Genomic DNA, 24,357 nt, shown 5'->3' with positions numbered 1-24,357 from the left:
ATGTGGGTGCAGTGTGAACGCTTTATGGATCTTGGTTGATTCTGCGACACGGCAAGGCCCACAATGTCTCGGCGACTCCGGGTGGGGGACTCGGGGGAAGTGGAGGGCGTCTTGCACCGGATCGACTTCAGGCTGCTCGGACCGCTGGACGTACGGGTGGACGGGGAGCCCGTCAGACTTGGTGGTGGCCGTCAGCGCACCGTGCTGACGATGCTCCTCATCGCTCTGAACAGAGTGGTCTCCGTGGACGCCCTCATCGAGGCCGTCTGGGGCGAGGAGCCACCGGCCACCGCGCGGAACCAGATCGCCATCTGTGTCACCGCGCTGCGCAAGACCTTCCGCACCTCGGCCGGCGTCGACGACCTGATCGTCACCTCCCACCCCGGCTACATCCTCGACCTCGGCGAGCATCGGATCGACATCCACGAGGTCGAGACCCGGGTGCGCAAGGCGCGGGAGCTGGCCCGGGCCGGCGACACCGTCCAGGCGTGCGCCCTGTTCACCGAGGCGCTCTCGCTGTGGCGCGGATCCGCGCTCGACGGGGCTGCGGGCGGACCCATCGACCACGAGGCCTCCCGGCTCGCCGAGTTCCGGCTGGAGCTGCGCGAGGAGCAGGCGGGACTGCAACTGCAGCTCGGCCAGCACCGTTCACTCATCTCCGACCTGGCCGCGCTGGTCCGCGAGCACCCGCTGCGGGAACAGGCCCGGGCCCATCTGATGCTGGCCCAGTACCGTTCGGGGCGACGGGCCGAGGCGCTGGAGATCTTCCGCGAGGGACGCCAGGTGCTCGTGGAGGAGCTGGGCATCGAGCCCGGCGCCGAGCTGCAGGAGCTGCACGAACTGATCCTGCGGGACGACCCCGAGCTGACCCTGCCGCCGGAGCCCCAGGTCGCCCCGGAGCTGCGTACCGTGCCCGCGCAACTCCCCTCGTCGGCCGCCGCGTTCACCGGGCGCAGCCGGGAACTCGCGCTGCTCGACCGGCTGCTCGACGGGGAGGGCCAGGAGTCGCCGCTCGCCGTGGCGGCCGTCTCCGGCATCGCCGGGGTCGGCAAGAGCGCGCTCACGGTGCACTGGGCCCACCAGGTCGCCGGGCGGTTCCCGGACGGCCAGCTCTTCGCCGACCTGCGCGGCTACGACGAGTCGGACTCGCCGCAGGCGCCGACCGCCGTGCTCGACCGGTTCCTGCGCGCGCTCGGCGTGCCGGGGCCCCAGATACCGGGCGACCAGCACGAGCGGGCCGCGCTGTACCGGTCGATCCTGGACGGCAAACGGATCCTGGTGGTGCTCGACAACGCCCGGTCGTTCGCGCAGATCCGGCCGCTGCTGCCGGGCGGCCGCCACTGCTGTGTATTGATCACCAGCCGGGACGCCATCGACGACCTCACCGGCGACTACGACGTACACCGCATCGAGCTGAACGTGCTCGGCCAGGCGGAGGCGACCGCCATGCTCGGTGCGGTGGCCGGACCGGAGCGGATCGCCACCGACCCGGAGGCCGCCGCCCGGCTCGGCACGCTCTGCGACCGGCTGCCGCTGGCACTGCGGATCGCGGGCGCCCGGTTGGCCGCCAAGCCCCACTGGTCGGTCCGGCACCTGGTGCGACGCCTGGAGGACCAGCGACGCCGGCTCGACGAACTCAGCCCCAACGAGGGCGGCGTGCGAGCCGGTTTCCGGCTCAGCTACCGCGATCTACCGCCCGCGGCGGCCCGCATGTACCGGCGGCTCGGGCTGCTGACCATGCCCGACTTCGCGGCATGGGTCGGCGCGGCGGTGCTCGACACCGACCCGATCGAGGCCGAGGACCTCATCGAGGAACTGGTCGACGCCCAGCTCCTGGAGGTCGCCTCGGGCCGCCCCGGCGAGCCGCCCCGCTACCGCTTTCAGGCCCTGCTGCGCCTGTTCGCCTGGGAGTGCGCCCAGGAGGAGGACACCCCGGAGGAGCGCGAGGGCGTCCTCGACCGGGCCCTGGACGGCTGGCTCTCGCTGTGCTGGGTCGCCTACCAGCGGTTGTACGGCGCCGAGTTCGCGTCCCTGGACGGGATCCCGGAGCCGAACCTTCCGCAGTCGCTGGTAGAGGAGCTGCTCACGGATCCGATGGAGTGGATGGAGGCGGAGCACAGCGCCCTGGTCGACGCGGTCCGGCAGGCCGCCGAGACCGGCCGGGCCGCCCATGCCTGGAAGTTGGCGCTGCTCAGCAACCCGCTGCAGGAGTCCCGCAACTATCTGGAGGAGTGGGAGATCTGCTCCGAGCGCGCGTTGGCGGCCGCTCAGCGGTGCTTCGACCGCCAGGGCGAGGCCAGCATGCAGCGGCTGCTCGGCGGGGTCGCGCTGCACACCCAGCGTTACGAGATCGCCGAGGGGCGGCTCAGGGCGGCCCTGCGGATCTTCGACGAGATCGGCGACGTGGCGGGCGCCGCCCTCACCCGGCGCATGCTCACCCACAACGCGCGGGTACGCGGCGACCTCGACCAGGCGCTGCGGGACGGCGAGGCCTCGCTACTCGGCTTCCGGGAGATCGGGGACGCCCGCGGCGAGTCGCACGGGCTCGGCGCCCTGGCACAGATAGAGCTGGAGCGCGGAAACCTGGAGCGCAGCCTGCGGCTGTCCACCGAGGCCATCGCCCTGAGCCGGGCGACGGGGCTGGTGCGCGGCCTCGCACAGTCCATCCTCCGCCTGGCCGAGGCACTGATGCGGCACGGCCGGCTCGACGAGGCGGCGAGCGAGTGCGACGAGGCCCTGAGGATCGTCCGGGAGCACGGCGACCGGACCGGCGAGGCCCACATCCTGCGGCTCGCGGGCGAGATTCTCTGGCGGCAGGGGAATCTGTCCGAGGCGGAGGTGACCCTGCAGCAGGCGTTCACGATCGCCGACGACATCAACGACCATCTGCTGCGGGCCCGGGCCGAGGCCAATCTGGGCTGCCTGGACCTGCTGGCCGGGCGGGACGGGGCAGTGGGCCGGCTGCGCCGGGCCAGGAACACCTTCGCCGAGTACGGCGCCAGACCACAGGGCGAACGGATCACCCTGGTCATGGCCTCGTTGACCGCGGAGCACCCCCCGTACGGGCCGTCGCCCGAGGAACTCCGGCAGTTACTCTCCGCGCACTGACTCTCTCGCCGAAACTGAGCACCTGAACGGAGCGAGCCCCGCACCTGCGCCAGGTGCGGGGCTCCGTCACTCGGGTCAGCTCCAGGGGTTGTTCTCGTCGACGACCGACGGGGTGTCGGCGATGACGACGACCGACGGGGCCTCGACGGCCCGGACGGACGGCATCTCAACCGCGCCTGTGCCGCCGACCAGCAGGACACCGCCCAGAGCGGGCGCGCCGAGAACCGAGGCCAGGAAAGTGCGGGTGCTGCTGCGCATTACTTCTCCCCCATATAAAAACAGTCGTTCGTACGCCATGTGCGGGTGAATGTTTCGTTGACCGCCCCGACCGCTCGCCTTGTCCGCGGTGTGCCCGGTGCGACAGGAGAAACGCTATGGATCACACCTGTCGACCCGATGTTGTTTCGATTTCGCCCCTCACGAAATCGAGCCGAAAAGACGTCAAAAATGAGCCGTCCTATCCTCCAAGAGTGTTCATCACAGAACTCACAACGGGGGCCCAGATGGAATTTCGACTGCTAGGACCGGTCGAGGCGAGCCGGGGCAACACCGTCGCCGCACTGTCGGGATCGAAGATCCACACGGTGCTGGCGGCTCTGCTGCTGGCCCGCGGCCGGGTCGTGTCCGACGCCCGCCTCAGCCACCTGCTGTGGGGCTGGTCGCCTCCCGCGACGCTGAACTCGCAGATCTACACCTACGTCTCGCGGCTGCGCAAACAGCTCGGACCCGATGTCGAGATCGCGCGGCAGCAGCCAGGATATGTACTGCGCCCCGGAAACAGCAGCATCGACTTTCTCGAATTCGAGCGGCTCGACCGGCTCGGCCGGGAGGCGTTGCGGCAGCGAGACTACGAAACGGCCGGAAACTTCCTCAGGGACGCACTCGAACTCTGGCGGGGGCCCGCGCTCGCGAACGTCACCGAATTCCTTTCGGAAGTCGAGATTCCGCAATTGGACGACGCCCGCGCGGCGACCCTGGAAAACCGGATCGAGGCCGATCTCGCCCTCGGCCGGCACCAGGAGATCACCGCCGAGCTGACCGGTCTGGTGACCCGCCACCCCACGCGCGAGAAGCTCCGCTCGCAGCTGATGCTGGCCCTGCACCGCTCGGGCCGGCAGTCCGACGCCCTGCATGCCTACCACCACGGCCGCCGCATCCTCGCCGACGAGCTCGGTGTCGACCCCGGCGCCGAGCTCGAAGCGGCGTACCACATCGTGCTGCGCGGCGAGCGGACCCCGCCGCCCGCCACCGCGGCGCCCGCGACGCTGCCCGCCGACACCGTCGCCTTCACCGGCCGGGAGGACCAACTCGCCTCCCTCTGCGAGCTGGTGAGGCCCACGCCGGGCCGCGACGCCTGGCGCCCCCGGCGCTTGTTGATCACCGGCATGCCCGGCATCGGCAAGACCGCGCTCGCCGTGCGGGCCGCGCACGCCAGCACCGAGCACTTCCCCGACGGGCAGCTCTACGCCGATCTGCGCGGCCCCGACGGCACCCCGAAGGACCCCTGCGACGTCCTGCTGCGGCTGCTGCGGGCGCTCGGCGAGACCGGTCTCGACCGGGAGAGCCACATCGCCGACGACCTCGACGAGCTGGTACGCCGCTACCGCACCCGCACCGCGGGCAAGCGCCTCCTGCTGGTGCTCGACAACGCCTCCGGCGACCTCCAGCTGGGCCCACTGCTCCCCGGCAGCCCCGACATCGCGGTCATCGTCACCGCGCGGACCCCTCTCACCGAGACGGTCGGCGCGCACACCACGGTGCTCGGCCCGCTGGACGACGCCGCCGCGCACGAGCTGCTGCGCACGGCGGCCGGTCCCGGCCGGATCGACGCCGCACCCCAAGCGGCCCGGGAGATAGTGGCGCACTGCGCGGGGCTCCCGCTGGCGCTGCGGATCGCGGGAGCCCGGCTCGCCGCCCGGCCGCACTGGTCGCCGGACCGGCTCGCCCAGCGGCTCGCCGACCCGCGCACCCGGCTGCTCGAACTGCGCCTCGGCGACCTCGATGTACAGCGTTCCCTGGGCCGGCCGCTGGAGGGGCTCGACCGGCCGAGCCGGGCGCTGCTCGGCCGGCTGCCGCTGCTTGGTCGAGAGCCCTTCCACGCGGCGGCCGCCGGGGTGGCGTTCGGCACCGGTGAGGCCGCGGCCGAGGAGGTCCTGGAGCAGCTGGTGGACCTTTCGATGCTCGACCTGTGCGGCATCGACCGCCGTGGCCTGCCGCTGTACCAGCTGCACCCTCTGGTGCGACTGCTCTTCCAAGGGCCGCTGGAGGACGCCGTCGGGTCCGGATCCCTGTCCGGTTCCGCCCCTCGCTCCACCCCGCTCCCCGCGCCCGGCTACGGTCTCGTCAAGGCGGGCTGACACGGGACAGGAGCTCGGCGGGACGGCTCAGGCCGGCATCGGGGCGGGGGTCGCGACGCGGGCGACGCGCGGGCGGGCGAGCGCCCGGTACGGCTCGACGCCGAGCGCCAGGGACAGATCGAGGCGAGCCGCGTTGAAGAAGATCTCCTCCCCGGCGAGCAGGTCCGGGTCGACCACCAGCTCCAGCTCCGGGTGGAAGCTGAACGGCACGATCGAGCCGCTGACGCAGCCCGAGAGCCTCTCGGCGATCTCGCGGGACGCGAAGGCGGTGTCGGTACCCCCGAACAGCTCCTGGACGCGGGCCATGTCGACGCGGCGGTCGCCGGGCACCACCGCCAGCACGTAGCGGCGTCTTCGGCGGCCCGAGCCCACCCTCACCACCAGGCACTTGGCAGCCTGTTCCAGGGGGTGGCCCCGCAGCTCCGAGGCGAGGTCGGTGCGGCCCTCGGGGGCGTGCCGGATCAGCCGGTACGGGACGTGGGCGTCGTTCAGCAGGGAGAGCAGGCGACGCGAGGTGTCGGTGCGCGGGACTTCGGCGCGGGAGGCCCCGATACGCGGGACCTCGGCACGCAGGACTTCGGTGCTCATGCGCGGTCCGTCCGGCCGGTTCGGGCGGTGGCCGCCGGCACGGTCCAGCTCTGGTCGGCGCCGACGGAGGCGGCGGCGCGGCCGAGCGCGGTGGGCGGTACGGGCGAGTCCACGACGAGGCCGGCCAGGGCGGTGGTGCCGGCGGCGTCCCTGGCGACCTGCATGGCCGCGATGTTCACGCCCTCGTCGGCGAACTCGCAGCCGATCAGGCCGACCGCGCCCGGCCGGTCCGGGTAGCGCAGGAAGGCGAGGTCGCCGGAGAGCGGCAGCTCCAGCTCATAGCCGAGCACCTCGACGAGCTTCTCCTGGAGGCGGACACCGGCCAGGGTGCCGCTCACGGTGACGACCCGGCCATCGGGGAAGATGCCGCGCAGGGTGACGGTGGAGCGGTGGCTCCCGCCCCCCTGGTGGGTGGTGAGCCGCGAGGTCAGGCCGCGCTCCAGGGCGACCAGCGGGGCGTTCACACGGCTGACCGCGCCCCCGGCGACGGTCTCCAGCAGGCCCTTGAGCGCCCCGAGTTCGAGCACGCCGGCGTCCAGCTCGGCGATCTCGCCGTGCAGCTGGATCTCCAGCTGGGCGGGGACGCCGCCCACGGCCCGGGTGAAGACCCGGCCGAGCCGCTCGGTCAGCGGCAGCCACGGGCGTACCGCGTCGGGGACCGGGCCGCCCTGCACGTTCACCCCGTCCGGCACGTGATCGCCGGCCAGCGCGAGCCGCACCGAGTGGGCGGCGGCGATGCCCGCCTTCTCCTGCGCCTCGTCGGTGGAGGCACCCAGGTGCGGGGTCACGACGACGTTGTCGAGGTCGAACAGCGGCGATTCGGTGCACGGTTCGGCGGCGTACACGTCGAGTCCGGCGCCCGCGACACGGCCCTCCTTGAGCGCGGCGTACAGCTCGTTCTCGTCGACGATGCCGCCGCGCGCGGCGTTGACGATGCGCACGGTGGGCTTGACCTTGCGCAGCGCCTCGAAGCCGATCAGGCCGGTGGTCTCCGGGGTGCGCGGCAGGTGGACGGTGAGGAAGTCGGCCTGGGCGAGCAGCTCGTCGAGCGAGAGCAGCCGTACACCGACGGCGGCCGCGCCCGCGGCGGTCACGTAGGGGTCGTACGCCGCCACGTCCATTCCGAAGGCGGCCATCCGCTGGGCGACGAGGGTGCCGATGCGGCCGAGGCCGACGACGCCGAGGACCTTGCCGGCCAGCTCGACGCCGGACCACCGGCTGCGCTGCCAGGCGCCGGTCTTCAGGGCCGCGTCGGCCTGCGGGATGTTGCGGGCGACGGCCAGCAGCAGGCCGACGGCCATTTCCGCGGCGCTGGTGATGTTGGACGTCGGGGCGTTGGCGACGAGGACGCCGGCCTCGGTGGCGGCCGGGATGTCGACGTTGTCGAGGCCGACGCCGGCCCGGGCGATGACCTTGAGGCGGGGCGCGGCGGCGATCGCCTCCCGGTCCATCCGGGTGGCGCTGCGCACGAGGACGGCGTCGGCCTCGGCGAGCGCGGGCAGCAGGGCCGCACGGTCGGCGCCGTCGACACGACGGATGTCGACGTCCCAGCCGAGCGCCTCCACGGTGGCCGGGGAGAGCTCTTCGGCGAGCAGGACGACGGGGCGCGGGGAGCGCACGTGGGCACGGTGACGGATCACGGTCTGGCCTCTCGGTGAGTGCTGTCTGCTGACGTGCTCGGGCACAGGGGGCAGCCGCCCCCCTGGGGGCCTGGCGGGCCCGGGACGATCTAGTAGCCGCCCCACTGGACGAGCAGTTGGGCGCGCTCCGCCTCGTCCATCAGGTCGATGCGGTGCACGGGCGTCGCCGGGTCGTCGGCGAAGACCCGCAGCACCTTCGCGGTGCGGCCGAGGAACTTCGCCGCCTCGTCGGCCCCATGGGTGTCGGGGCGGTGGCCGAGGCGCATGGTGAGTGCGCCGCCGGGCCCTGGGACGGCGACCAGGCGCAGCGGATAGTGCGTGGCGTCGTCGACCCCGATGCCGGTGAGCCTGGGGCTCGCGAGGCCGCCGGAGAGGGCGTCGAGGTCGAGCGGGTAGTTGACGAGCATGGTGGTGGTGTCGAACAGCTGGCCGGTGTGGGCGAGTTGCTGGATACGGCCGAGCCCCAGATGGTGGTGGTCGATGAGTTCGGCCTGTTCGCTCTGGAGGCGGGTGAAAACGTCGAGGAGGCTCGCCCCGCCGGGCACCCGGAGCCGTACGGGCAGGGTGTTGACGAAGAGGCCCACCATGCGTTCCATGCCCGCGAGTTCGGAGGGACGCCCGGAGACGGTGGTGCCGAACACGACGTCGTCGCGTCCGGTGGCGCGGGCCAGGACCAGCGCCCAGGCGCCCTGGAGCAGGGTGTTGAGGGTGAGCCCGTGCCGCCGCGCCTCGTCGGTGAGGCGGCCGAGCAACTCGGCGGGGAGCTCCTCGATGACGGTCTCCTGCGGGACGGGGTCCCGGTCGGCCGCCTCGGGGGCGACGAGCAGCGGGCCCTCGAGTCCGTCGAGGTGTGCCGCCCAGGCGGCCTCGGCGGCGGCGGTGTCCTGTCCGGCGAGCCATTCCAGGTGAGCCGCGTGCGGGACGGGCCGGGGCAGGGCTTCGGCGCTGCCGCGCGCCCACAAGGTGAACAGCTCCTCCACGAGGACCGGCGTCGACCAGCCGTCCCAGGCGATGTGGTGCCCGGTGATGATCAACTGGTGTCGTTCGGCGCCGAGCCGCAGCAGTACGAGCCGGAGCAGCGGTGGCCGGGTGAGGTCGAAGCGACGGGCCCGCTCACGGGCGGCCACCGACGCGGCCTCGGCGGCCCGGTCCCGCTCGGGGAGCGCGCCGAGGTCCACCTCGGCCCAGGGCAGGGCCACTTCGCGGTGGACCACCTGGGCCGGGACGGTCAGGCCCTCGTGGTGGAAGCCGGCCCGCAGTGCGGTGTGCCGGGCGACCAGGCGTTCCCCGGCCCGCAGCAGCGCGGCCGTGTCGAGCGGGCCTTCCAGGTCGAGGCGTACCTGCGTGGTGTAGACGTCGAGCCCCTCCCCCGCCTCGGCGGCGTGGAAGAGGAAACCCTCCTGGAGCGGGGTGAGGGGCAGGATGTCGGCGGGACTCGGGGCGGTGGCCTCCAACTGCTCGATATCGTCCTGAGTGAGCCTGATCAGCGGCAGGTCGGACGGGGTACGCCCGCCCGCGCCCGGCCGGCCGGCGAGGAGGGCGAGGGCGTCCAGTTCGGCGAGCCACAGGTGGGTGAGTTCGGCGGTCTCCTCGGGGGTGAAGAGCTCCCCGGGAGTGGTCCACACGGCGTGCAGTTCGGGGCCGGAAGGGGTCTCTTGGGCCAGTACGTGCACTTCGAGGGCGTACGGCGTGGGCATGCCGGGGTCGGCTCCGTGCGGCAGCGCCGCGGACGGCAGGATCCGCCAGCCGCCGCCGGTGGCCGCGGGGTCGTCGCCGATCCTGCCGAGGTAGTTGAACAGGATCTGGGCTCGCGGCGGTCGGGCGTCCGCAGGGTGTGCGCGCAGTTGTTCCTTGACCCGCTTGACCGCGCCGGGCAGGTCGGCGCCCGCCGGGGTGAGCAGGGCCGGGCGGACCTCGGTGAACCAGCCGACCGTGCGGGACAGGTCGCGGGCGTCACCGGTGTCCCGGCCGTGCCCCTCGATGTCGACGGCCACAGACCCCGAGGTACCGCCCCGCTTGACCCGCCAGGCGTCGACGGCCCGGGCGAGCGCGGTGACCAGGAGATCGTCGGGGCGGCCGTGGAAGGCGGCCGGCACCGCGCCGAGCAGGTCTTCGGCGAGGTCGGCCGGGACGACGAGCCGGGTGTGCCGGGCGGCGGCGAAGGTGTCCCGCCCGGGGTCCACGGCGCGCGCGCCGAGCGGCGCCCCGTGGGGGCTCTCCACGGTCCGGGCGCCCTCGGCCGCCCGGGCGCGGGCCCATGTCCGGTAGGAGGCCGGGACCGGGGCGAGGGCAACCGGGCGGCCCTCGGTGAGGGCGGCCGCGGCGGCGGCCAGATCCGGCAGGACGATCCGCCAGGACACCCCGTCGATCACCAGGTGGTGTGCGCAGAGCAGGAGTTGGTCCGGTTCGCCGTCGGGGGTGATCAGGCGTACGGCGCGCAGCATCACGCCGCGCTCGGGGGCGAGCCCGGCACGGGCCGCCTCGGCGGCGGCGGTGACGGCGGCCGTACGCTCCGGGGCGCCCTGGTCCGGGAGCTCGGCGCGGGCCAGGCGGATCGGGGTGGCGCCCGGGGCGCCCGGGGCTGGGATCGCGAAGTGCGGCTCGCCGTCGCCGCGCACCAGAGTGGCGCGCAACATGTCGTGCCGGTCGGCCACGGCCTGCAGGGCAGCGGTGAGGGTGCGGTCGTCGAGTCCGGCGGGCAGCTCCACCAGGACGGCCTGATGGAATCCGTCGAACTCGCCGCCCCTGGCGAGGAGTTCTTGGCCGAGTGGGCTCAGCGGGGCCGAGCCGAGGCCGGCGTCCGGGGCTTCGGCTGCCGGCTCCGCGGCGGCGTCCCGCGCGGCTTCGGCGAGCGCGGCGGCGGTGCGCAGCCGGAAGACCTCGCGGGCCGTGACGACCAGTCCGGCCTCGCGGGCCCGGGAGACGACCTGCATCGCCATGATGGAGTCGCCGCCCAGGTCGAAGAACGAGTCGTCGGCGCCGACCTCGGCGAGGCCGAGCAGCTCGGCGAAGGCGGCGGTGAAGACCCTCTCGCGGCCCCCCGCGGCGCCGCGCCCTCCGCCGCTCGGCGTCTCGGGGGCGGGCAGCGCCTTGCGGTCGGCCTTCCCGTTCGGCGTCAGCGGCAGTTCGTCGAGCACGACGATCGCCGAGGGCACCATGAACTCCGGGAGGACCGAGGCCAGTTCGCCGCGCACTGCTTCCTCGTCGAAGCCGGTGGCCACGACGTACGCGACGATGCGCCGCGCGCCGGGCCGGTCCTCGCGGACGACGACGACCGCCTGGGCGACGCACTCGCAGGCGGTCAGGGCGTTCTCGATCTCGCCGAGCTCGATGCGCAGGCCGCGCACCTTCACCTGGTGGTCGGTGCGGCCCACGTAGTCCAGTACGCCGTCGGCGCGCCAGCGCACCAGGTCACCGGTGCGGTACATGCGCGAGCCGGGCGCCCCGAACGGGTTGGCCACGAATCGCTCGGCGGTCAGCCCCGGGCGGCCCGCGTAGCCGCGCGCGAGGCCGGTGCCCGCCAGATACAGCTCGCCCGCGACCCCGGCCGGGACCGGGCGCAGGCCGCCGTCCAGGACGTACACCTGGGTGTTGGTGATCGGCGCGCCGATCGGCACCGAGCGGGCGTCCGGCTCGGGGCGGCACTCCCAGGACGTGACGTCGACGGAGGCCTCGGTCGGCCCGTACAGGTTGTGCAGCCCGACGTCCGGCAGCACCTCGTGGAAGCGGAGCTGCTGGTCGAGCGGGAGCGCCTCGCCGCTGCACACCACGCGCAGCAGGCCGGTGCAGCGCGCGGCGGCGGGTTCGCGCAGGAACGCGGCGAGCATCGACGGCACGAAGTGCACGGTGGTGACCCGGTGCCGGACGATCAGCTCGGCGAGCTGCTCGGCGTCCTTGTGGGCGTCCGGTGGCGCGACGACGAGGGTGGCGCCTTCGAGCAGCGGCCAGAAGAACTCCCACACGGAGACGTCGAAGCCCGCCGGGGTCTTCTGGAGCACCCGGTCCCGGGCGGTGAGCCGGTAGCGCTCCTGCATCCAGCTGAGCCGGTTGACGATCCCCCGGTGCGGCACCGCGACGCCCTTGGGGCGGCCGGTCGAGCCCGAGGTGAAGATCGTGTACGCCGTGTCGTCGAGGGACGCGGCCGGGTGGCCGTGTGCGGCGGGCCGGGTCCGGGGCAGCCCCGACAGGTCGAGGGTGTCGAGGTGGCGGACCGGGACGTCGGTGGCCGGCAGCCGGACGGCCGTGCCGGTGGTGGTGAGCACGGCGACCGGGGCGCCGTCCTCGAGGAGCTGGGCGATGCGGCCCGCCGGGTAGTCCGGATCGACGGGCAGATAGGCGGCGCCCGCCTTCAGCACGGCGTACAGGGCGACGACCAGTTCGAGGGAGCGCCGCACGGCGACCGCGACGAGCCGGTCGGGGCCCGCCCCGTCGGCGATCAGCAGCCGGGCCAGCTGGTTGGCCCGGGCGTCGAGTTCGCGGTAGGTGAGCGAGGTGTCGCCGAAGACGACGGCGGTGGCGTCGGGCGTGCGGTCGGCCTGCGCCTCGAAGCGCTCGATGAGCGTGGCGGTGGGCCGCGGGCCCTCGGTGGCGTTCCAGGTGGTGAGCAGCCGGTGCCGCTCCTCCTCGGACAGTACGTCGATGGCGCCGACCGGGCGGATGGGCTCGGCGGCGATGGCCTCCAGGACACGGATGAGCCGGTCGAGCAGGGTCGTCGCCTCGGCGGCGCCGACGACGTCGGTGCGGTGGCCGAGGCGGAGGTCGAGCCCGTCGCCGGGGGTGACGGCAAGCCGCAGCGGGTAGTGCGTGGCGTCACCGATGCCGTAACCGGTGAGGCGGAGCCCGCCGCGCGCGAGCAGGCCGTCGAGGGCCGTGTGGTCGAGCGGGAAGTTCTGGAAGACGGTGGTGGTGTCGAAGAGGGTGCCGTGCCCGGCGGCCCGCTGGACGCTCACGAGGCCGAGGTGGTGGTGGTCGAGCAGTTCGGCCTGTTCGGCCTGGAGCCGGGCGAGCGCGGTCAGGGCGGGCTCGTCCTCATGGAACCGGATCCGGACCGGGACGGTGTTGAGGAGCATCCCCACCATCCGTTCCGCTCCCGCGAGCTGCGCCGGACGGCCGGAGACCGTGCCGCCGAGGACGATGTCGTCGCGGCCGGTGAGCCGGCCGAGCAGCAGGCCCCAGGCGAACTGGACCACCGTGTTGGTGGTGACGCCGTGCGGGCGGCCGTGCTCGGCGAGCCGGTCGGCGACCGCGGCGGGGAGCTGCGCCCTGACCTCGTCCTGCGGGGCGGGCGGCAGATCGGCCGCGTGCGGGGCGTACAGGGTGGGTTCGGCGAGCCCGTCGAGCGCGGCCGCCCAGGCCTTCTCGGCGCCCGGTCGGTCCTGGGCACGCTGCCAGGCGAGGAAGGAGCGGTACGGGACGGCCGGGGGCAGTGCCGCGTCCGGGCCGTCGGCGTACAGCGTGAACAGCTCGGTCAGCAGCAACGGCACCGACCAGCCGTCCCACAGGATGTGGTGGGCGGTCAGCACCAGCCGGTGCCGCCCGGCGTCGAGCCCGAGCAGCGCGAACCGCAGCAGCGGCGGACGCGTCAGGTCGAAGCCCCGGGTGCGCTGGGCCGCGGCGAGCCGGGCGGCCTCGTCCTCACGCTCGTCGTCGCCGAGTGCGTCGAGGTCGAACTCCTCCCAGGCGAGGGGCACATGTCGGTGCACCAGCTGGACCGGACGCTTGAGCCCCGCGTGCCGGAAGGCGGCGCGCAGCGCGGTGTGCCGGGCGATCAGCCGCTCGGCGGCCGAGCGGAGCGCGGCCCGGTCGAGCGCACCCTGCAGGTCGATCCGGATCTGAGTGGCGTACACGTCCACGGCGCCCGCGGCCCGCGCGTCGGCGGCGTGGAGCAGGAAACCCTCCTGGAGCGGGGAGAGCGGCAGCAGCTCCTCGATGCCCTCGGGAAGGGCGCGGGCGGGGCGCGCGGCGGCCGCGGATCTTGATGCCTCGACGGCCGGGACCTGCCCGCGGGGCGTCTCCTGTGCCGTGTTCTGTGTCGTCGGTGTCATGTCAGTGCCCCGCTTCCACGGACAGGTCGGCGTCAGCCAGGCCGAGCTCGTCGGCGAACCCGGCTTCCAGTACGGCCAGTTCGTCGTCGTCCAGCTCGATGAGCGGCTCGTCGGAGAGGGCCGGGTCAGCCGGCGCCGGCCGTGCGGACTCGGCGATCGCGGCGGCCGTGCGCAGCCGGAAGACGTCGCGGGCGCTGATCACCAAGCCGGCCTCGCGGACCCGAGCCACCACCTGCATCGCCATGATGGAGTCGCCGCCCAGGTCGAAGAAGGAGTCCTCGACGCCGGCCCCGGCGATGCCGAGGACCTGCTGGAAGGCGGCCGCGAGGATCTCCTCACGTGCGTCGGCCGGGCCCCGGCCGCCTCCTGTGGTGGGGGCCTCGGGGGCGGGCAGCGCCGCGCGGTCGACCTTGCCGTTCGGCGTCAGCGGCAGCTCGTCGAGCGCGACGATCGCCGAGGGCACCATGAACTCAGGCAGCCTGCCCGCGAGTTGGTCGGTCAGCCGCTCCGGCCGGAGGTCCTCGCCGACGACGTACGCCACCAGGCGGCGGGCGCCGGGGCGGTCCTCGCGGACGAGGACGATCGTCCGGGCCACGCCGTCGAGCGCCATCAGGGCGGCCTCGATCTCGCCGAGCTCGATGCGGAAGCCGCGCACCTTCACCTGGTGGTCGGTGCGGCCCACGTACGCGAGTACGCCGTCGGCGCGCCAGCGCACCAGGTCACCGGTGCGGTACATGCGCGAGCCGGGCGCCCCGAACGGGTCGGCGACGAACCGCTCGGCGGTCAGAGCCGGTCGGCGCACATAGCCGCGCGCCAGGCCCGCGCCCGCCAGGTACAGCTCGCCCGCGACCCCGGCCGGGACCGGGCGCAGGCCGCTGTCCAGGACGTACGCCCGCATGTTGTCGAGGGCGGCACCGATCGGCGGCACGTCGTCGACGGTGTCGAGCGGGAAGTGGGTGGCGTAGGTGGTGGTCTCGGTCGGCCCGTAGACATGGGCGAGGGCGAGCTCGGGGCAGGCCTCGCGGACCCGGCGCATGGCGGCGGGGGTAGCGGCCTCGCCACCGGTCAGGACGGTGCGCAAGGGCGCGAAGGCGGCCGGGTCCTCCCCCGCGATCAGGTTGAACAGGGCGGTGGTCAGGAAAACCCCGGTGAGGCCGTGGCGGGCGGCGAGCTCCCGCAGGCCCGGCGCGTCGAGCCCGGCGGGCGGAGCGACGACGATCTGGCCGCCGGAGAGCAGCGGCACCCAGATCTCGTAGGTGGAGGCGTCGAAGGCGTGCGGTGAGTGCATGAGCAGGCGCTCGTGGGCGCCGCCCCGCCAGCGCCGGTCGGCGGCGAACGCGGCCACGTCGCGGTGCGCGACGGCGACGCCCTTGGGCACGCCCGTCGAGCCGGAGGTGTAGATGACGTACGCCAACTGGGCGCTGTCGATGGGGATGTCCAGGTTGCCGGGGTCGGCGTCGGCATCGGCGGCGTGGGCGGTGGTGCCGGCGACCCGCAGGACGGTGACGCCGGCGGCGAAGCCGAGGGCCGCGTCGTCCCGGTCGGTGATCAGGACCGGGGCGCCGGTGTCCTGGAGCACCCAGCCCATCCGCTCCGGCGGGTACCCGGCGTGCAGGGGCACGTACGCGGCACCGGACTTGACGACGGCGAGGGTCGCCACGACGACGTCCGGCGAGCGTTCCAGGAGCATCGCGACGGGGGTCTCCGCGCCGACGCCCAGCGCGGTGAGGCGGCGGGCGAGGGCGTTGGCACGGGAGTTGAGCTCCCGGTAGGTGATCTCCCGCTCGCCCGCGGCGATCGCGACCGCGTCGGGGGTGCGGGCGGCCTGCCGCTCGAAGAGGGCGGCGAGACTGTCGTCCGGCACCGGGTACGCGGTGTCGTTCCAGCCGTCGAGGAGCTGGGCCAGGGAGTCGGCCGGCAGCAGGTCGACCGTGGCGAAGGAGCGGTCGGGTGTCTCGGTGACCTCCTCCAGGAAGTGCAGGAACCACTCCTGGCAGGCGGCCAGGTCGGCGTCGGTGTAGCGCTCGGGGTTGCCGTCGAAGTCGATGCGCAGGCCGGTGCCGTCGCCCCGGTCGTAGAGGGCGACGGACAGGTCGTCGACCGGGCCGAGGCCCAGGTTGTGGATGTCGGCGCGACAGCCCGCGAACCTCAGCTCGTAGTCGAACGCCATGATGTTGACGACCGGGCCCATCAGGCCCTGGTCGCTGCCGGTCAGGCCCAGGTCGCGGCGGAGGTCCTCGTAGCGGGCCCGCTGGTGCTTGAGCGCGCCGCGCGCCTCCCGGGTGACCCGGGGCATCAGCTCACGCATGGAGTCGCCTGGGGCGACCTCGATGCGCAGCGGCAGCACGTTGGAGGCGAGCAGCGGAGTGCGGCGGATCGCGGGGGTGGCGCGGCCCGTGACCGGGAGGCCGACGACGACCTCGCGCTGTCCGGTGACGCGGTGCAGGAACGCGGCGGTGGCGGCGACGGCGAACAGCGGCCAGCGGGTCCGGCAGCCGCGCGCGGCCACGGCGAGGCGGTCGGCGTACTCCTGCGGCAGCCTGCTGGTGCGGCGGATCCGCACGGCGGGCGGGGCCGCCGCGGCACCGGGGCCGCCGGAGAGGTGGTCGCTGAGCAGCGCGGGTACGGGCATCCCGGCGAGCCGCCCGGTCCAGTACTCCCGGTCGGCACCGGCCTGTTCGCCCGCGCGGTACGCGGCGTCCTCGGCGAGGGTCTCGGCGAGCGGGGCGAACGGTTCGAGGCCACCCTCGACGGCGGTGGTGCCCGCCAGCTCCGTGTAGGCGTCGGCGACCTTGCGGGAGATCAGCGAGCCTCCGAAGCCGTCGATGAGGATGTGGTGGACGCGCTGGTAGTAGAGGAAACGGTCGTCGGCGACGCGGAACAGCGCGAACGTGCTGAGGTGGCCCTCGGCCAGGTCGATCGGGCGCTCCATGTCGTCGTCGATCCACGCCCGGGCGGCGTCGAACGCCTCCGGTTCGGCGCGCAGGTCGAAGTACGGGAGCCCGGGCAGCGGCCCGTCGTCGACGAGCTGCCAGAGGCCCCCGTCGGGGTCCTCGACGACGCGGCGGACCCGTAGCGTCTCGGCGTCCGTGAGGAGCCGGTGCCAGGCGGCCTCCATCAGCTTCGGGTCGAGCTCGCCCGTGATGTCGAAGTACTCGGCGATGTTGTAGGCGAAGCCGGTGCGGTCGAGGCCGTGCGCGAACCAGACTCCGGTCTGCGGCACCGACAGCGGCAGCCGCCGCAGGGCGGGAGCGGGCGGGTCGGACGGGTGGCGGTTCACGGGCGGGTCCCCCTGTCGGCGGATGCGGTCACGGTCGTCGCGCGGACGGTCCCGGGCAGTTGGGCGGCGAGCCGGTCGGTGAGCAGCTGCATCAGTTGCTCACCCACCGTCTCCAGGTAGAAGTGGCCGCCGGGCAGGGTGTGCACCTCGTGTCCGGCCACGGTGTGCCGCGCCCACTGGGCGGCGTCGTCCGGTGTGCAGGAACGGTCGCTGTCGCCGGTGACGACGGTGACCGGGCAGGTCAGCGGGGCGCCCGCGGTGAAGCGGTACTTCTCGATGAGGCGGAAGTCACCGCGCAGCACGGGCAGCGTCAGCTCGCGCAGCTCGGGGTTGTCGAGCAGGGCGGCCCCGGCGCCGCCGAGGGCGCGTACGTACTCCATGGCATCGGCGTCGCCGCTGAAGCTCACGGCGCGGCTGATGTCGATGTGCGGGGCCTTGCGGGCGGAGACGAACAGCCGGGTGGGGGCACCCGGGTGGGTGGCGCGCAGCCGGCGCGCGGTCTCGAACGCGACGGTGCCGCCCATGCTGTGGCCGAAGAACGCGGCGGGCTTGTCCAGACGCGGCCTGATGGCCTCGGTGACACCTGCGGCGAGCTCTTCGAGGGTCTCGGCGAGCGGTTCGCCGTAGCGGTCCTGGCGGCCTGGGTACTGAACGGCCACCAGCTCGATGTCCGGCGGAGCGAGCCGGGCCAGCTCGCGAAAGGTGCTGGCCGCGCCGCCCGCGTGCGGGAAACAGAACAGCCGCAGCCTGGCGGCCGGACGGACGGCGAACACCCGCAACCAGTCGGTGCCGGTGGCGGCCTGGACAACAGTCATGAGCGCGGCAACTCCCTGCTCGTCAGCGGTGGTTCGGTGGAGGCGGTGAGATGCACCGCGACAACGGTGAAGCCCCGGACGGATATCCGTCCGGGGCTTCACTCTGCCGGGAGTGCCTATATTTTTCCGTTACGCGACCATGACGGGGGACGTGAAGGCCCCGTACGGAGACGGCCCTCCAGGAGTCTCGTGAACCTGCCGGTTCCCGGCAGGACTTGGCTATGCGGACTGGACGGTGACGTTGCCGCCCGCGCTGTGCGCCTTGACCTTGTTGGCCGAGCCGTCGTTGACCGGCACGTCGACCTTCTTGTTGCCGCCGTCGGTGGAGGCGTCGACGGCGTACGAGCCCTTGGGGAGTTTGACCGTCACGTTGCCGCCCTCGCTGTCGGCGTTGACGCTGGCGGGTGCCGTGCCGAAGGCCACGTCGACGTTGCCGCCGCCGGTCTTGGCGACGACGGTGCCGCCGAGGCCGGTGCCGGTGATGTCGCCGCCGCCGGTGGTGGCATCGACCCGGACGCCGGCCGGCACCTCGATGCGGTAGTCGACGGAGCACTTGGAGGCGGAGCCGCCGCAGTCGCCGCCCTTGAGGGCCAGCGCGCCACCGGAGACGGAGTGCTCGGTCTTCGGCTTGCTGTCGCTGTACTCCAACCGCTCGGTCACCTTGATCGCGCTGCCGGTGCCGGCCACGATCTCGATGTTCCCGCCGTTGTTGTCGACGCTCACCCCGGTGACCTTGTCGGTCACGTCGTACGACTGGCTGGAGCTGGAGGCGGACTTGCCGAGGCCGTCCGACTCCTGGCACCCGGTGGTGACGACCGCCGCGGCCGCCACGGTCACCGCGCACACGACGAACTTCTTGAGGCTCCTGCTGTCAATGCTCACGAGGATCTACCTTCTCATCTTCCGTGCGGGTGGTCGGCTTATCGGCGGGACGTGGCGAGGTCGGCGGACTCCGCCTCGGGCGCGGCGAGTTCGCCGGTGGCGGAGACGGGCGCCGGGGTGGCGGCCTCGGGGCGCTTGCCCCAGGCGCGGTCGCCGAGGAGGGTCAGCGCGGCAGGGAGGAGCAGGCCGCGGACGATGGTCGCGTCGATGGCGATCGCGGCGGCCATGCCGACGCCGAGCATCTTGTACTCGATGCCGGACATCGTGGCGAAGAGCGCGAAGACGGAGATCATCACGACCGCGGCGCTGGTGACGACGCCGGCGCTGGAGCCGACCCCGCCGACCACCGCGTCCTTGGCGCTGTCGCCGCGCTGCCACAGCTCGCGGACCCGGCTGAGGATGAAGACGTGGTAGTCCATGCTCAGGCCGAACAGGATCACGAACATGAAGAGCGGGAGCCAGCTGACGATTCCGCCGTAGGAGTCGAAGCCGAGCAGACCGCCCAGGCCGCCGTTCTGGAAGCCGAGGACGACCAGGCCGTAGGCCGCCCCGATGGAGAGCAGGTTGAGCGCGATGGAGACGAGGGCGACGACCGGCGCGCGGAAGGCGAGGGTCAGCACGACCAGCGCGAGGACCAGGACGAAGGCGAAGACCCAGGGGGCGCGGCCGCTGAGCGCGGAGGCGAAGTCGTGCTGTCCGGCGATGGAGCCGGTGACGGCGTACTCCAGGCCCTTGGTGTCCTTGAAGGCCTTCGGCAGGGCGTCGTCGCGGAGGGTCCTGAGCGCGTCGGTGGAGACCTTGTCGGTGCCGGAACCGGCCAGCGGAACCTTGATGACCAGGGCCTCGCCGACCTTGTGGGTGGAGATCTGCTCGCCGAGGGCCGGGCTGTCGGCGGCCTCGCGGCGCAGTTCGGCGACGGCCGCGTCGGCCTTGCCGGTGGTGGCGCCCTCGCCCCAGACGACGACCGAGGCCGGGGCGGGACCGCCGGGGAAGGCCTCCTGAATGCGGACGCCGGCGTCGACGGCCTCGATGGAGCGCGGCAGCGAGCGGGTCTGACCCGGGTCGGAGAGCTTCATGTGGAGCGCCGGCGCGGCCAGGGCGAGCAGCAGGACCACGGCGGCGGCGCCCATCAGCAGCGGCCTGCGCACCACGCCGCGGGCGATGGCGGTCCAGGTACGGGACTCGGTGGCGGCGGTGCGGCGGCGGCCCAGGAAGGGGATGCGCAGCGCGTCGACGCGGCGGCCGAGCAGGGAGAGGGTGGCGGGCAGCACGGTGACCGAGCCGAGGACGGCGAGGCCGACCACGAGAACGGTGCCGACGGCCATGCCGTTGAAGACGTCGATGCCGGTGATGAAGAGCCCGGCGACGGAGAGCATCACGGTGATACCGGAGACGACGACCGCGTGGCCGGAGGTGCGGGCGCTGGCCTCCAGGGCCTCGATGGCGGACCTGCCCGCCGCGCGCTCCTCGCGTTCGCGGCGCAGGTAGAAGAGCGAGTAGTCGACGCCGACCGCCATGCCGATCAGCAGGACCACGGAGGAGACCGTGCTGTTGGCGGGGATGAAGTTGCCCACGACGCCGAGCAGGCCGAGGGCGGCGAGCACCGAGGTGACGGCGAGCAGCACCGGGATGCCGGCGGCGACCAGGGCGCCGAAGACCACCAGCAGGATGATCAGGGTGAGCGGCAGCGAGGTCAGCTCCGCCTTGGCGAGGTCCTTGTCGGCGGCGTCGTTGACGGCCGTCTGCAGGGACAGGTCGCCGGCCTCGGCGATGCGCACGTCCGGATGGGCGGCCTTGGTCTTCTGCACGGCGGCGAGCACCGATTCGAAGTGCGCGTCGACCTGCTCCTCGGGGCCCGCGACGGTGAGGCCGACCAGGCCGGAGTGGCCGTCCTTGGAGATCTGCTCCGTGCCCTCGGCACCGAGGGGGGACGCCACGTCGGTGGCGGCGCCGCCGGTCGCCTTCAGGTTGGCGACCAGGTCCCGGGCGGCCTGCTGCAGCCTGGCGTCGTCGGCGAACCTCGCGGAGGTCCGGTTCTTGGCCTCGACCAGCACGGACTCCTGGTAAGGCTCCTCGACGTCCTGGTCGCGGATGATTTTCTGGGCCCGGCCGGACTCACCGGGGTCGGAGGTCTGCGCGCCGGACCCGGCCGCACCGCCGATCAGCACGGCGAGCACCACCAGCAGGAGCCAGCCCCCGATCGTCTTCTTGGCGTTGCGGGCGGACCAGCCGGCGACCCGTACGGTCAACGGCCTGTGCCCTTCCCCCAGCGGTGACGTGGGGGGTGTCATGCTCGGCATGAGATGGTCTCCTATGCAGGGGAGTGCAGTGCGGTAGCGGACGCACGCCGGCCGGGGTCACGGCCTTCGGTTCCTAGGCCTTGCCGTGACACCAAGATCGGCTGTGCGGGACTTTCGTGTATTCCCTTGCCCGGGCCGCGCCACCGAGCGCCAACTCGGTGGTGCGGCCCACGGCACGCAGGGGGGTGGGACCAGGCCGCTCGGCCCTATTCGATCTCGCGCATCATCTTCTCCATCGAGACGATGGCCTGACGCGCCTGCGTGAGCTCTTCGGACGTACGGCGGTGAAGCTCCACGTTGTCCTCGAGCAGTTGGGCGTACTTGGCGGTGAGCCGGCGGTACTCGTCCTCCCGGGCGGCCAGCATGCGGGCCCGCCATGTGGCGGCGATCTGCCAGACGATCACGATCAGCAGCAGGAAGACGCCGCCCGACGCCACGAGGCCCGTCGAGTCGCCGCTCCACGGATCACTGGCCAGCTCCACCGTCTCGTACCCGTTCACTTCGCTCCCTTTGTGGTGCTCGCGGTCTCGTTCTTGCTCTCGTCCTGATCGGTCAGGGTCCGGGCCGCGTCGGCCACGGTCTCGGGGGTCAGATGCAGGACGAAGGGGGTGACTTCGAAGTACTTCATCGCCTTACCGCCCTCCGACAGTTCGAGTGTTCCGGTCACGAGCCCCGCCGCCTCGAGGCGCTGCAGATGCATATGGAGCAGCGGGCGGCTCATACCGATCTCGCGGGCGAGCCGACTGACGTAGTTACGCCCCTCCGACAGCGCCGCGACGATCCGCATCCGGTGCGGATTCCCGAGCGCTGCCAGCATCTGCAACACCTCATCACCGGTCGGGGTCGGGAATGTTTCCATCGCGACCTCTTTCATGTGTAAGAAAACCATGACAGGTGCCCGAGGTACCTGTCAACAGTTTCTTACACGTGAAAGACAGACGCTGTGGAGTTGTCCCGCTGCGCCACATGGCGGAGCACCGGACCCATGGGGCGTCCGGTGCTCCGAGCCTTCCGTGCGGCTCTATATCCCTTCGATATTCGGGTACGCCGACGGCGGGCACCCGGAGTCGGCCCACGCCGCCGGGTGCCCGCCGACCGGGCCGGATCAGCCCTGCCGCTCCTCCGCGCCCATGCTGCGCACCGCGGGCGTGGCCAGGGCCACGAGGGCGAGGACGGCCATCGCGGCGGCCACGCCCAGAACGCTCCGGTACGTGCCCGCCGCGGCCAGCAGCAGCCCGCCGACAAGGGCTCCCAGGGAGTTCATGCCGGAGCCGACGAGGCCGAACACGCTCATCGCGCGGCCCTGCATCTCGTCCGGGGTCACCCGGACCTGGTGCACCCCGGCGGCCACGTTGAGCAGCGCCCCGGCCCAGCTGGTGCCCGCGCACAGCGCGCCGAGTACCACCGGCTGCCCGGTCAACGCGATCCCGGCGATCAGGCCCGCCCAGCCGAGCAGCGCGCCGATCAGGATCGCGGGCAGCGGCAGCCGCTTCATGAACCAGGAGGCGGTCAGCGCGCCCAGGACGCCGCCGACGCCCTCGATGATCCCGATGACGGCCATGTACGAAGGCGGGTACCCGCCCTCCTTGACGATCAGCACCAGGGCCAGATTGAGGATCTGGAACAGCAGGTTGCTGCCGCCGACGATGACGATCGCGGCCCGCATGAAGCGCTGTCGCCACACCCAGGCGATGCCCTCGCCGATCTCGGCCCACACCGACCCTCCCGCCTCCTCGTCCCGCTCGTCCTGGAACGACTTGGGGATGAGCAGCAGCGTGACCAGCGCGAAGAAGTGGGTGAACGCGGCCACCCCGAACGGCAGCCAGCGGAACGCCTGGAAGAGGACCGCCGCGCTCGGCTGCCCGAGCAGCCCGGCGGCCTGGCCCCGCGCCTCGTTCTGCGACAGCGCGGCCGACAGGTGGTCGGGGTGCACGACGTGGCGTACGGCGGCCCGCTCGGCGAGCTTGTAGAAGATCACCGCGCCGCCCTCCAGGAACGCCGCGGCCATCACGTGCGGCACCGACAGCACCCCGAACCACAGCGCGGCGGCCAAACTGCCCATCGAGACGAGCCCGACCGCGTCGCACACCACCATCAGCCACCGCCGGTCCCAGCGGTCCACCAGCGCGCCGGCCGGCAGCAGCAGGAGCAGCTGTGGCAACAGTGCCGCCGAGCCGACCAGGCCGGCGTCGGCGGGCGAGCCCGTGTACCAGAGCATCAGCAGCGGGTACGCGGAGACCGCGGCTCGGACGCCGAACTGGGACAGTCCCGCGCCGGACCACAGCAGCAGGAAGTTCTTGTTGCGGCGCAGCGGGGGCGGCTTCTCGGTCTCCTCGGGGACCTCGGCCTGGTCGAGCAGGGTCACCGGCCGGCCCCCACGGCCATCGGCTTGGAACACGGGACGCCGCCGACGGTGCCGAGGCGGCACCACTCCAGGACCGCCATCGCGCTGTGCATCTTGTTCTCCGCCTGGTCGAAGGCGATGCTGTGGCGCCCGTCCAGGACGTCGGCGGCCACCTCCTCGCCGCGGTGCGCGGGCAGGTCGTGCATGAAGACCGCGCGCGGGCTGGTCTTCCACAGGTCGGCGGTGACCCGGAACGGCAGGAAGCCGGCGCGCCAGTCCGGGTCGGCCTTGGCGGTGCCGGTGGTCTGCCAGCGCGTGGTGTAGATGACGTCGAAGTCGCCCGGGAGGGCGTCCATGTGGTGGTGCTCGACGACCGACGAGCCGGTCCGGAAGGCCTGTTCGTCCGCCCGGCGCCGTACCTGCCCGGCCAGCCCGTACCCGTGGGGCGTCCGCAGCTCCAGCGTGGTGCCGTTGAAGCGGCTCAGGCCGAGGGCGAGCGCGGCGGCGGTGTTGTTGCCCTCGCCGAGGTACAGCACCCGCAGCCCGTCGACCCGGCCGAACCGCCGCAGCAGCGTGGTGAGATCGGTGAGGCCCTGCGTGGGGTGCTCGTCCGCGCTCATCGCGTTGACCACCGACATCCGCCGCTGTGCGGCCCAGCCGCGCAGCTCGGCGGGGTCGCCCGCGGTCCGTGCGACCAGCACGTCCAGCATCCGGGAGAAGACCCGGCCGGTGTCCTCGGTGGTCTCGCCGGTGTTCAGCTGCAGGTCGTCCGGCCCGTACGAGAGGATCTGGCCGCCGAGCCGCAGCGCCCCGGCCGAGAAGGCGGTACGGGTCCGGGTGGAGGTCTTGCGGAAGTAGACGCCGGTGACGGTGCCGGCCAACGGGCCTCCGTGGGCGGCGGTGCCGGCGGAGAAGTCGGCGCCGCGGGCCACGAGCGCGCGGAGTTCGGCGTCGGAGAGGTCGTCGAGGGAGATGAGGTGCCGAGGGGTCACAGTGTGC

The 24,357-nt window shown here is 73.1% G+C and carries 14 protein-coding genes; 2 read left to right on the top strand and 12 right to left on the bottom strand.

All coding sequences use genetic code 11. From position 1 onward, the window contains the following. Positions 1-111: 111 nt before the first annotated feature. Positions 112-3,108, top strand: a complete 2,997-nt coding sequence (locus tag OG798_RS29935; RefSeq protein WP_267062500.1) for an AfsR/SARP family transcriptional regulator — start codon at positions 112-114, stop codon at positions 3,106-3,108. 75 nt (positions 3,109-3,183) lie between these two features. On the opposite strand, the gene OG798_RS29930 is transcribed toward OG798_RS29935, so the two are convergent. Then, positions 3,184-3,366, bottom strand: a complete 183-nt coding sequence (locus tag OG798_RS29930; protein WP_095853339.1) for a hypothetical protein — start codon at positions 3,364-3,366, stop codon at positions 3,184-3,186. A 245-nt stretch (positions 3,367-3,611) separates the two neighbouring features. Here OG798_RS29930 and OG798_RS29925 point away from each other — a divergent pair, with 245 nt between their 5' ends. Next, entirely contained in the window at positions 3,612-5,465 is a 1,854-nt protein-coding gene (locus OG798_RS29925) for an AfsR/SARP family transcriptional regulator (protein WP_121418375.1), read from the top strand. 27 nt (positions 5,466-5,492) lie between these two features. Here OG798_RS29925 and OG798_RS29920 read toward each other — a convergent pair whose 3' ends face one another. From OG798_RS29920 to OG798_RS29870, 11 genes are all read right to left on the bottom strand, one after another. Next, positions 5,493-6,053: a YbaK/EbsC family protein gene (locus OG798_RS29920; RefSeq protein ID WP_121415442.1), complete on the bottom strand. Its 561-nt coding sequence runs from the start codon at positions 6,051-6,053 to the stop codon at positions 5,493-5,495. After that, positions 6,050-7,672: a phosphoglycerate dehydrogenase gene (gene serA, locus OG798_RS29915; RefSeq protein WP_095857883.1), complete on the bottom strand. Its 1,623-nt coding sequence runs from the start codon at positions 7,670-7,672 to the stop codon at positions 6,050-6,052. Before serA ends, OG798_RS29920 begins: the two co-directional genes overlap by 4 nt. Before the next feature lie 110 nt (positions 7,673-7,782). After that, a complete protein-coding gene (locus OG798_RS29910) occupies positions 7,783-13,737 on the bottom strand; it encodes a non-ribosomal peptide synthetase (protein WP_328757976.1) in 5,955 nt (1,984 codons plus the stop codon). Between the two features lies 1 nt (position 13,738). Beyond that, positions 13,739-17,017 (bottom strand): amino acid adenylation domain-containing protein, encoded by a 3,279-nt coding sequence (locus OG798_RS29905; RefSeq protein WP_328757975.1) that lies wholly within the window; start codon positions 17,015-17,017, stop codon positions 13,739-13,741. After that, on the bottom strand, positions 17,014-17,832 hold the full coding sequence (locus tag OG798_RS29900) for a thioesterase II family protein (RefSeq protein WP_328757974.1): 819 nt from the start codon (positions 17,830-17,832) through the stop codon (positions 17,014-17,016). Before OG798_RS29900 ends, OG798_RS29905 begins: the two co-directional genes overlap by 4 nt. A gap of 219 nt (positions 17,833-18,051) precedes the next feature. After that, positions 18,052-18,714 carry a DUF4097 family beta strand repeat-containing protein gene (locus OG798_RS29895; protein ID WP_095853344.1) on the bottom strand — a complete coding sequence of 221 codons (663 nt, stop codon included), beginning with the start codon at positions 18,712-18,714 and terminating at the stop codon, positions 18,052-18,054. Between the two features lie 38 nt (positions 18,715-18,752). Continuing rightward, positions 18,753-21,005 (bottom strand): MMPL family transporter, encoded by a 2,253-nt coding sequence (locus OG798_RS29890; RefSeq protein WP_179436479.1) that lies wholly within the window; start codon positions 21,003-21,005, stop codon positions 18,753-18,755. Positions 21,006-21,220: 215 nt separating this feature from the next. Further along, on the bottom strand, positions 21,221-21,514 hold the full coding sequence (locus tag OG798_RS29885; RefSeq protein WP_373558955.1) for a hypothetical protein: 294 nt from the start codon (positions 21,512-21,514) through the stop codon (positions 21,221-21,223). Further along, on the bottom strand, positions 21,511-21,873 hold the full coding sequence (locus OG798_RS29880; RefSeq protein ID WP_095853346.1) for an ArsR/SmtB family transcription factor: 363 nt from the start codon (positions 21,871-21,873) through the stop codon (positions 21,511-21,513). The genes OG798_RS29885 and OG798_RS29880 overlap by 4 nt, the downstream gene beginning before the upstream one ends. A gap of 246 nt (positions 21,874-22,119) precedes the next feature. Beyond that, on the bottom strand, positions 22,120-23,379 hold the full coding sequence (locus OG798_RS29875) for an MFS transporter (RefSeq protein ID WP_257038943.1): 1,260 nt from the start codon (positions 23,377-23,379) through the stop codon (positions 22,120-22,122). Then, positions 23,376-24,350, bottom strand: coding sequence for an ornithine carbamoyltransferase (locus OG798_RS29870; RefSeq protein WP_267062495.1), 975 nt, complete (start codon positions 24,348-24,350; stop codon positions 23,376-23,378). Before OG798_RS29870 ends, OG798_RS29875 begins: the two co-directional genes overlap by 4 nt. Between the last annotated feature and the right edge of the window lie 7 nt (positions 24,351-24,357).

Source organism: Streptomyces sp. NBC_00271, assembly GCF_036178845.1.
In the GTDB taxonomy this organism is placed as follows: domain Bacteria; phylum Actinomycetota; class Actinomycetes; order Streptomycetales; family Streptomycetaceae; genus Streptomyces.
Note: the sequence above shows the minus strand (reverse complement) of the source record. Positions and strands in the feature narration are given on the sequence as shown.

Excerpts from the sequence above, each read along its gene's own strand:
- OG798_RS29930 (WP_095853339.1), bottom strand. The coding sequence starts at position 3,366 with ATGCGCAGCAGCACCCGCACTTTCCTGGCCTCGGTTCTCGGCGCGCCC.
- OG798_RS29925 (WP_121418375.1), top strand. The coding sequence starts at position 3,612 with ATGGAATTTCGACTGCTAGGACCGGTCGAGGCGAGCCGGGGCAACACC.
- OG798_RS29920 (WP_121415442.1), bottom strand. The coding sequence starts at position 6,053 with ATGAGCACCGAAGTCCTGCGTGCCGAGGTCCCGCGTATCGGGGCCTCC.
- OG798_RS29910 (WP_328757976.1), bottom strand. The coding sequence starts at position 13,737 with ATGACACCGACGACACAGAACACGGCACAGGAGACGCCCCGCGGGCAG.
- OG798_RS29900 (WP_328757974.1), bottom strand. The coding sequence starts at position 17,832 with ATGACTGTTGTCCAGGCCGCCACCGGCACCGACTGGTTGCGGGTGTTC.
- OG798_RS29890 (WP_179436479.1), bottom strand. The coding sequence starts at position 21,005 with ATGACACCCCCCACGTCACCGCTGGGGGAAGGGCACAGGCCGTTGACC.
- OG798_RS29880 (WP_095853346.1), bottom strand. The coding sequence starts at position 21,873 with ATGGAAACATTCCCGACCCCGACCGGTGATGAGGTGTTGCAGATGCTG.